9 protein-coding genes and 1 pseudogene are annotated in these 9,537 nt (G+C 39.1%); 7 read left to right on the plus strand and 3 right to left on the minus strand.

The features are described 5' to 3' along the window. Positions 1 to 451: TPM domain-containing protein (locus U0M88_RS00200; RefSeq protein ID WP_331868549.1), on the minus strand; the 451-nt coding region annotated here is incomplete at its 3' end. A gap of 135 nt (positions 452 to 586) precedes the next feature. Between U0M88_RS00200 and U0M88_RS00205 the strand changes: the two genes are divergently transcribed. From U0M88_RS00205 to U0M88_RS00230, 6 genes are all read left to right on the plus strand, one after another. After that, positions 587 to 1,312: a hypothetical protein gene (locus tag U0M88_RS00205; protein WP_022789674.1), complete on the plus strand. Its 726-nt coding sequence runs from the start codon at positions 587 to 589 to the stop codon at positions 1,310 to 1,312. Next, positions 1,309 to 2,586: a trigger factor gene (gene tig / locus U0M88_RS00210; protein WP_117446104.1), complete on the plus strand. Its 1,278-nt coding sequence runs from the start codon at positions 1,309 to 1,311 to the stop codon at positions 2,584 to 2,586. Before U0M88_RS00205 ends, tig begins: the two co-directional genes overlap by 4 nt. A gap of 65 nt (positions 2,587 to 2,651) precedes the next feature. Then, positions 2,652 to 4,955: an endopeptidase La gene (gene lon / locus U0M88_RS00215; RefSeq protein ID WP_117446105.1), complete on the plus strand. Its 2,304-nt coding sequence runs from the start codon at positions 2,652 to 2,654 to the stop codon at positions 4,953 to 4,955. Position 4,956: 1 nt separating this feature from the next. Further along, positions 4,957 to 5,529, plus strand: coding sequence for a ribosome biogenesis GTP-binding protein YihA/YsxC (gene yihA, locus U0M88_RS00220; RefSeq protein WP_331868550.1), 573 nt, complete (start codon positions 4,957 to 4,959; stop codon positions 5,527 to 5,529). 260 nt (positions 5,530 to 5,789) lie between these two features. Further along, positions 5,790 to 7,199, plus strand: a complete 1,410-nt coding sequence (locus U0M88_RS00225) for an amidophosphoribosyltransferase (RefSeq protein ID WP_117446107.1) — start codon at positions 5,790 to 5,792, stop codon at positions 7,197 to 7,199. Positions 7,200 to 7,201: 2 nt separating this feature from the next. Next, positions 7,202 to 7,696, plus strand: coding sequence for a nitroreductase family protein (locus tag U0M88_RS00230; protein WP_303970805.1), 495 nt, complete (start codon positions 7,202 to 7,204; stop codon positions 7,694 to 7,696). Positions 7,697 to 7,753: 57 nt separating this feature from the next. Here U0M88_RS00230 and U0M88_RS00235 read toward each other — a convergent pair whose 3' ends face one another. Continuing rightward, the gene (locus U0M88_RS00235) at positions 7,754 to 8,266 is read right to left on the minus strand and encodes a DUF1836 domain-containing protein (protein WP_331868551.1); all 513 of its coding nucleotides are present in this window, start codon (positions 8,264 to 8,266) and stop codon (positions 7,754 to 7,756) included. Positions 8,267 to 8,384: 118 nt separating this feature from the next. On the opposite strand from U0M88_RS00235, the gene U0M88_RS00240 reads away from it, so the two are divergent. Then, positions 8,385 to 9,230, plus strand: a complete 846-nt coding sequence (locus U0M88_RS00240; protein WP_117446110.1) for a DegV family protein — start codon at positions 8,385 to 8,387, stop codon at positions 9,228 to 9,230. 23 nt (positions 9,231 to 9,253) lie between these two features. Here U0M88_RS00240 and U0M88_RS00245 read toward each other — a convergent pair. Beyond that, positions 9,254 to 9,537, minus strand: a pseudogene (locus U0M88_RS00245) (NAD(+) synthase); the annotation flags it as partial.

The raw sequence follows: 9,537 nt of genomic DNA on the forward strand, positions 1-9,537 counted from the left end.
GCTCTTTAATGCCGGTCGAATAGTCTTCCTTTTGAAAGTAAGGAACCAGATAATCTGTTTGCAGATGCTGACTTTTGATATCGGTGATCACATCTTCCAAGCTACGACCTACTTCCATATAGCGAAGCTTATCTTCGATGCTTACGATAAACAAAATGCCATTATCTTTATCCTTGTCACCCAGCTGATACTTTTTAAATGTTTGATAGGCAACCTGCCGTATATCTTGATCATGCAGGGTATCTTCTGTGATAAAGACAACCTGTGCACCGGTTTCTTGTTCCAACTGGTATCCAAGCTTATTTAAATTTTCTTCCGTATTTTCATCTACGATATTGGCATGGTCGTTGATATAATCATCAATGACCAAGGTATCATCGGCATAGATTTGCAGGGGGCAAAGACAGGCCAAAATACCAAGAAGTAAGGGAATACCGTATCTGTATTTCATAACTCTCCTTTCCTTTTTAACAGTATAGCATGGATCGGCTATAAAAACCTTGAAAATCCTTGCTTTCGCAAAGGGGCATTCATTGATTCTTGTTTACAGTTATGGTAAACTTTATATGTTTCGCTAGGAGGTACGATGAATTCCTATTATCAGTCTTTGATTGCCGAAATACAAAAGAAGATCGATGGAAAAGCGTATCAGGAAGCGTACGATTTAATTCATCAGGAGATATCACTTCCGTATGTGCCGCAGGATTGTCTGGCCATCCTGGAATCGTATCAGCAGGAGTGCTTACCGCATATCCGAAAAGAACATACTTTAGGGATGGATACGATCCTTTCATGGATCTATGAAGATCCTTCCAAACAGGAGCAGGTCATTCCTTTTATGAAGGACCTAAACTTACGGCAATATACCAGGGAAGTGCAAGATCTATTGAATGCTGAACTTCTCGATGAAAGCAAAGGTGAATTGATTGAATATTTGATGGAACAAAAAATTGATACACCTTTCAAAATAGAAAAAAATGGATTGGACATTACCTTTATTCCCAGTTCGATTCTTTTAGAAGAAATTGATCCGGTCGTATTAGAGGTACGGGCAATATTGGATGCCTGGTTTTCAAATGACGATCCCGCTTTTCTAAATTTCTGTATGACCTTGCTTCATCAGGAGATCCTTATCAGGCGGCCTTTTGATCTAAGTGAAGAAGAAGCTTTGCCGATTGCCAAAGCCATTGTTCGTTTAGTTTATGCGGCTTTGATGCGTGATGATGAATTGGAAGATTTTACAGAAAAGAAAGATTTGACAAAAGTTCAAGACACGATCTTATGGATTGAAAGAAGAGGAGAATTCAAATGATTACAAAATGGACATTGAACGAACATGCAAATGGTGTGCTGGAAGTAGAAGTGGATGGTGACATCTGGACAAAAGCACAGAAGAAAGTTTTCAACAATCTAAAAAAACAAGTGAACTTAAAAGGATTCCGTAAAGGCCATGTTCCGGAAGCTTTGATTCGTAAACAAATTCCATCACAGATGGTTTATGAATATGCGGCTGAAGAAGTTGCAAATGAAGCTTTGGCAAAAGGAATCGAAGAAAATAAATTGGAATTGGTTGCCCGCCCAACTTTAGAAGTGAAAGAAGCCAATGATGAAAAAGTAACTTTGGTATTTAACTGTATCGTTATGCCGGAAGTCACTTTAAAAGAATACAAAGGTTTAGACATCCACAAAGAAGAAGTAAGTGTAACGGATGAAGATATCGAAGAAGAAGTAAAACGTATTCAGAATCGTTATGCGGACTGGGTACTTCGTGAAGAAGATCAGGCTGCCGAAAACGGTGACCAGGTAACGATCGATTATGCCGGAAGCATCGATGGTGTTCCATTTGATGGCGGTTCTGCCGAAAACTATCCTTTGGAATTGGGTTCAGGAACATTCATTCCAGGTTTTGAAGAACAGTTAGTTGGCGTAAAAAGCGGAGAAGAAAAAGATGTTGTCGTAACTTTCCCGGAAGAATATGGTGCCAAAGATCTAGCCGGAAAAGAAGCGGTATTTAAATGTACTGTACATGACATCAAATATAAAGAATTGCCGGAAGCTAACGATGAACTGATCCAGAAGTTAAAACGTGAAGGTGTGGATACACTGGAAAAATACAAAGAAGTCACAAAAGAAGATCTGACAAAACGTAAAGAACAGCAGGCTGAAAATCAGTTTACCGATGCCTTGGTTTCCAAAGTCACAGAAGATGCTGAAGTAGAAATTCCGGAAGTGATGATTGCCAATGAGATCGATCGTATGTATCGTAACTTCGAAAACCAGATGGTTCAATCTGGATTTACGGCTAAACAGTATTTGGAAGCCAGTGGTCAAAGCGAAGAAGACATTCGCAATATGATGAAGCCGGAAGCTGAAAAGAGCGTTAAGACAAGCCTGGTATTGGAAGCGATCGTAAAAGCAGAAGCCATTGAAGCCAGTGATGAAGAAGTTGAAGCTGAATACAAAAAGCTAGCCGAAAACTATGGTATGGAAATCGATCGTATCAAACAGTTGATTTCGGTTGACAATATCAAATATGATCTTGCGCAACAAAAAGCAATTGAGTTGCTAAAGAATTCTGTAAAGTAGTAAAATAGAATCGTAAAAAAAAGGCGCCTGGCGTCTTTTTTAAAAGGGAAAAGGAGGTTGTACATATGTCTCAAACATATCCTTTAGTATGTACACGGGGCGTGATTTTGTTCCCGGAACAGGAAATCGTAATCGATGTAGGGCGTCAGCCGTCCTTAAAAGCAATTGAAAATGCACAGGAAAACTATGAAGATAAAGTTGTCTTGTTTTCACAGATCGAACTTCAAAAAGATGATCCGACCATGGATGATATCTATAAAGTCGGAACACTTTGTGAAATTCGTCATGTACGACGTTTTGAAAACTTTTTACGAATCAAGTTTAAAGGCTTGGATCGTGTGCAGTTAAACGCATGGGAGCAGGGCAGCCTGAGTGACATAGCCCAGGTTGATATCTTACACAGCTATCGTCAGGATGAAATGGAAGAGGTAGCTCTGGTTCGTATGATCGCCAATGAATTTGATACGATGGGCAATGCGGAAAAGTTCTTGTCAAAAGAATTGATCATTGAACTGTCCAAAGGAATTGGTGCCGATCTTTTAAGTGATCGTGCGGTACAGGCTTTTCCTTTAAGTACGGAAAGAAAACAGAAATATCTGGAAACATTGGGAATCAATGATCGTTTAGAGATGTTGTTGGCCGACATGGAAAAAGAAAAGAAAATGTCGGAAGTTGAACAGAAGATCAATGAAACGGTCAAAGAGCGCATTGATCAGGGACAAAAAGATTATTATCTGCGTGAGAAGATGAATGCCATTCGTGAAGAATTAGGTGACATCGGATCACAGGATCAGGATGCGGAAAAAATTCGTAAACGTTTAGAGGAAAATCCATATCCGGATTATATCAAGAAGAAGGTTACAGAAGAATTGCAGCGTTATGAAATGCTGCCTATGGCATCCGGAGAAACCGGTGTCATCAAAAACTATATTGACTGGCTGATGGACCTTCCCTGGTGGCAGGAAACACATGATAACGAAGACCTAAATGAGGCACAGAGAATTTTAGATGAAGATCATTATGGCCTAGAAAAGGTCAAAGAACGTATCATGGAATATTTGGCCGTTAAGCAGATGACCAATTCACTAAAAGCGCCAATCTTATGTCTGGTTGGTCCGCCGGGTGTTGGTAAAACATCTTTGGCTCGCAGTGTAGCCCGCGCCTTAGATCGTCACTTTGTGAAAATCTCATTAGGTGGTGTTCGTGATGAAGCGGAAATTCGTGGACATCGACGCACTTATTTAGGCGCTTTGCCGGGACGCATCATTCAGGGAATGAAAAAGGCACAGGTCACAAATCCGGTATTCTTAATTGATGAAATTGATAAAATGGCTTCCGATTATAAAGGGGACCCAAGCTCTGCCATGTTGGAAGTATTGGACCCGGAACAGAACTCTATGTTCTCTGATCATTATATTGAAGAAAGCTATGATCTTTCCAAGGTTTTATTTATCGCAACCGCCAACTATCTGGAAAATATTCCACCGGCTTTGCGTGATCGTTTAGAGATCATCGAGCTTTCCAGCTATACAGATATTGAAAAGACCAATATTGCCAAAGAGCATTTGCTTCCAAAACAGCTGGAAGAAAATGGTTTGAAGCCAAATCAGTTAAAAGTCAGCGATAAGATGCTTTTATATCTGATTCGCTATTACACAAGAGAGGCCGGCGTTCGTCAGCTGGAAAGAACGATTGCGACGATTTGTCGTAAGACCGTGCTTGCGATCTTAAAGGATGGAAAACGCTCGATTACTTTAAATAAAAAGCTGATTCACGAATGGTTAGGCAATGAAAAAGTGGATTACGGTAAAAAAGAGAAAAAAGATCAGGTTGGAACCGTAACCGGACTTGCTTATACCAGCTTTGGCGGCGATATCTTACAGATTGAAGCCAATAAGTTTGATGGCCATGGCAAACTGATCCTGACAGGACAGTTAGGCGATGTCATGAAAGAAAGCGCCAGTATTGCCTTAGACTATATTCGTGCACATGCCAAGGAATATCATATCGATTCCAGTGATTTTGAAAAGCTGGACGTTCATGTGCATGTTCCAGAAGGTGCGGTTCCTAAGGATGGGCCTAGTGCCGGTGTTACGATGACAACCGCTTTGGTTTCCTGCTTCAGTAATATTCCTGTAAAGGCAAACATTGCGATGACAGGAGAAGTAACACTTCGTGGAAATGTACTTCCAATTGGCGGTTTAAAAGAAAAATCGCTGGCTGCACATCGAAGCGGGATCGATACGATCTTGATTCCTCGTGGTAATGTCAAAGATTTGGACGAGCTTCCACAGGAAGTAAAAGATGCGGTGACATTTATTCCAGTTTCCAATGTGAAACAAGTCCTGTCACACGCACTGGTTCAGTAATATGCAGGCGACATTTGTCATCAGTGCCGTTGAAAAGGAACAATGGCCAGATTCCAACCTTCCGGAAGTTGTAGTCGTAGGCCGAAGTAACGTTGGGAAAAGCTCCTTTATCAATGCACTGACCAATCGCAAGCGCCTCGCCTATGTAGGAAATACACCCGGAAAAACACGCTTGATCAATTTCTTTGATATTGACGGTACTTGGATGTTAGTGGATGTACCAGGCTACGGTTATGCTCGTATGTCCAAGGAAATGTTGAAGAAGATGGGAAAGATGATGGAAGATTATTTTTCCCAGAGAGAGCAGCTAAAGCTTGCGATTCAACTTGTCGATGCCAGACATGATCCGACCAATGACGATCTGGATATGATCGAATATTTTAAATCGTTACAGATTCCGATCTTGTTGGTGGCAACTAAGATCGATAAGATTCCTAATACAAAGCGAATCAAAGCATTAAAAAATATTTCACAGAAGCTGCAATTGCCATTAAAGAACATCTATGGTATCAGCAGTACTGAAAAGATTGGCTTTGATGAGGTTTATCAGGCGATATTAAACCAAATTCAATAGATTCTCTGGATTTTCCAGAGAATTTTTTATTGTGATGTTGATTCTTTGGCTGCGTTTATGATGCCTGTGTTCTGAAAACCGTCAATTAAACGACGTAAAAAAATGAACTACCAAGACTACAAAAAGAATGGATTGTAAAACATACTTTTGATTGATTGTTGTACCCTTTAAATAGATATGTTGTACTTTTTAAACTTCAATTGTCTGAAATATAAAAATTGTGTTACACTGATAATACATTTTTAAAAAAGGAGAACGTTATGAGTGGATTTTTTGGGGTAGCTTCAAAAAAAAGTTGTGTTTTAGATTTGTTTTTTGGTACAGATTACCATTCACACTTAGGGACACGTCGTGCTGGTATGGCTGTATATGGAAAGAATGGTTTTAACAGAGCCATTCACAATATAGAAAACAGCCCGTTTCGTACTAAATTTGATAAAGATTTAGATCAGTTTGAAGGTGGTCTGGGCATCGGTTGTATTTCAGACTTTGAATCACAGCCCTTACTGGTTCATTCTCATTTAGGAAGCTTTGCGATTACTACCGTAGGTCGTATCAACAATCTGGACGAATTGAAGGAAAGTTGTTTTCAAAACGGAATGACACATTTCTTTGAAATGAGTACAGGTGGCATCAATCCAACAGAATTAGTGGCAGCCTTGATCAATCAAAAGGCCAGTTTAGTGGAAGGTTTACGTTATGTGCAGGATGTTGTAGAAGGCAGTATGAGCATATTGATCCTGACAAAATCGGGTATTTACTGTGCTCGTGATAAGGTTGGTCGTACACCCATTATCATAGGTGAAAAAGATACAGGATATTGTGCAACATTCGAAAGCAGCGCCTTTTTAAACTTAGGATATCATCACTACAAAGATATGGGTCCTGGTGAAATTTTGTATATGACTCCTAATGGTGTGGAAGTGAAACAAGAAGCCGGGGAAGAAATGAAGATTTGTTCGTTCTTATGGGTATATTATGGTTATCCAACCAGTACTTATGAGGGCGTCAATGTAGAATGTATGCGCAATCGTTGCGGGGAAATTTTATCAACAAGAGATACAAATGTCGAAGTCGATAGCGTAGCCGGTGTTCCGGATAGTGGAATCGCCCATGCGGTAGGTTATTCAAATGCGACAAAAATACCATTCTCCAGACCGTTTATCAAATATACACCAACCTGGCCTCGAAGTTTTATGCCAACCAGCCAGTCACAAAGAAATATGATTGCCAAAATGAAGCTGATTCCGGTTCAGGAGCTAATCAAAGATAAAAAATTGTTGTTGATTGATGATTCGATCGTTCGTGGAACCCAACTGGGAGAAACAACAGATTTTCTTTATCAGTCAGGTGCTAAAGAAGTTCATGTACGTCCTGCCTGTCCACCAATCATGTATGGATGTAAATATTTAAATTTTTCACGCTCCAGTTCGGAAATGGATCTGATCACAAGACGTGTCATCAAGGATCTGGAAGGTGAAAATGTCAGTGATGAAGTATTAAAAGAATATGCAGATCCAGATAGTGAACGTTATCAAAATATGTGCGAAGAGATTCGTAAGCGCTCTAAGTTTACTTCGCTTCGTTACCATCGTTTAGATGATATGATTGAATCGATCGGTTTGCCAAAATGTAAGCTTTGTACGTATTGTTGGGACGGTGAGGAATAGCCATGAATGCGATATACGAGCGCACGAGTGTTCGTCAATTCACTAATCAAACATTGACACAGGAACAAGTCAATGCCATCTTAAAAGCTGGATTTTTTGCACCATCGGCACGAAACCTACAGCCTTGGTATTTTGTGGTGATCGAAAAGGAAAGTCTGATTCGTCAATTGCAGGAGTTTTCGCCTTATGCTTCTCCTTTACAAACCGCCACACTTGCGATTGTGGTTTGTGCGGATTTATCAATCAATCCCAGTACGGATTATTGTCAACAAGATTGTGCAGCAGCTACCCAAAATATGCTGGTGCAGGCCAAAGAATTAAGTATCGGTTCTTGTTGGATGGGTGGATATCCTAACCAGGACAGAATCGAAAAAATAAAAGAAGTCATTGATTTACCAGAGCATATTCTTCCTTTATGGATTCTTGCCTTTGGTATCCCAAATCAAAACCCACCAGTAAAAGATAAATGGAATGAGGAAAAGATACTCAGACTTTGAGTGTCTTTTTTTCTGCGATCTTACAAAAAAGAACCAGTAACTTCTAATCTTATAGCATTATTGGTCCAACAAATAATATTCTGTATAGATTTTTAAAACAATAGAAGATACTACATTACATAAGAGTTCTTCTTCTTTTGAATGATATTTAGAATGAATGGAATCTAAATTTCCTTTTCTCATGACTTCATGCAGGTAAATTTCAAAGTAAGTCGAAAACTTATCATAAGCCGCTTTATAGTTCGATCCCGGAATTTTTGCCTGAATATCGATCAATCCGGCAATTTCGGATAATGTGTAACAACGCTTCAAAATACAAACGACAATTAAATATGCCAGATGCTTCGATGTATAGTGTTTTTTTACAGGTGGATCAACAATACTGTTTTTAACATAATTGTTGACCATGCTGTTGGTTAAGATTTTTTCCTGATTAAAATATAAGGGTTCCAGCTTTTGTGTGATCCACAAAACAACCTGATCCATGTATAAATCAAAGTCCGGAAGATCTTTCCATCGGGGACATCGAAACGCAATAAGTTTTTTTTGAATGTTTCCTTTTTGCTCCATGGAAGAAGTGTAACACAATTATAATAACTAATCAAACTAGTTTTAAAAACTAGATATATTGACTTTAAAAACTATTAATGATACTTTAATGATAGAGTTGTCCAAGGAGGATTTTTAAATGTTTCATATTGTTACAGATTCATCGACACTATATTCCATTCAGGAAGGACAAAAGAAGGGAATACGTGTTTGTCCGCTTCATGTCAACATTGATGGAGAAAGCTATAGAGATTTTGAAGATATTACCAGTACTCGTCTTTTAACGCTTATCAAACAAAAGAAAGTTCCCAGTACGTCGCAGCCTTCTATCGGAGATAAGATCGATACCTATAATGAACTGACTAAAGATGGGGAAGTATTGGATATTACCATGGCCGATGGTTTAAGCGGTACTTACGAAAATGCGATGCTGGCAAAAGAACAATGTGAGCATCCGGAAAGAATTCATATTTTTAATTCCATGACACTTTGTGGACCTCATCGCCTGTTGGTGGATGAAGCTGTAAAAATGAAGGCAGAAGGTGCTTCTTTGGAACAAGTATTGTCTATGTTGGAGAAATCCAGAGAAAGTGATTTATCGTTTTTAATTCCTTTTGATTTCCAATTTTTGCTTCGGGGAGGACGTGTTCGTCAAATTGAAGCCGGACTTGGCGGCTTGTTGAAACTTATACCCGTGATGCAGAAACAAGATGACGGAAAAGCTTTAGTCAAATTTACAGTAACACGAACATATACGAAAGCTTTAAAATCGATTTTGGAAGAATGTGATAAGAAACATGTTGATGAGAATTATACTTTCTTTATTACGCATGCTTTTAATGATGAGTTGGCTTTTGAAACACAAAAGAAGCTAAAAGCAAAATACCCAGAGGCAAAAATCATCATTTCTCCGTTATCACCGACGTTTATTACGCAAGGTGGACCAGGTTGTATTGCGGTACAGATGTTAAAGATTGAAAGGTGAATATAAAAGAAAACGACCCAGATTTAATCATTCTGGATCGCTTTTACTTGTGAAAGCCATAGATTGCGACTGGCATCGCTTGGCATACGCCAGTCACCTCTAGGTGAAAAACAAATAGAACCGACTTTGACACCATCCGGCATACAGTTTCGTTTGAACTGCTGTGCAAAGAAACGAGAATAGAAAGTTTGTAGAGCTTTCTGGATCGTTTCTTTTTTTATGGATGGAAAAGCTTTAAGACATAGAGCATAGATCTTTTGCGGTTCTTCATGAAAACGCAACATATGATATAAGAAGAAATCATGCA

The sequence above is a fragment of the Faecalicoccus sp. genome (assembly GCF_036552745.1).
In the GTDB taxonomy this organism is placed as follows: domain Bacteria; phylum Bacillota_I; class Bacilli_A; order Erysipelotrichales; family Erysipelotrichaceae; genus Faecalicoccus.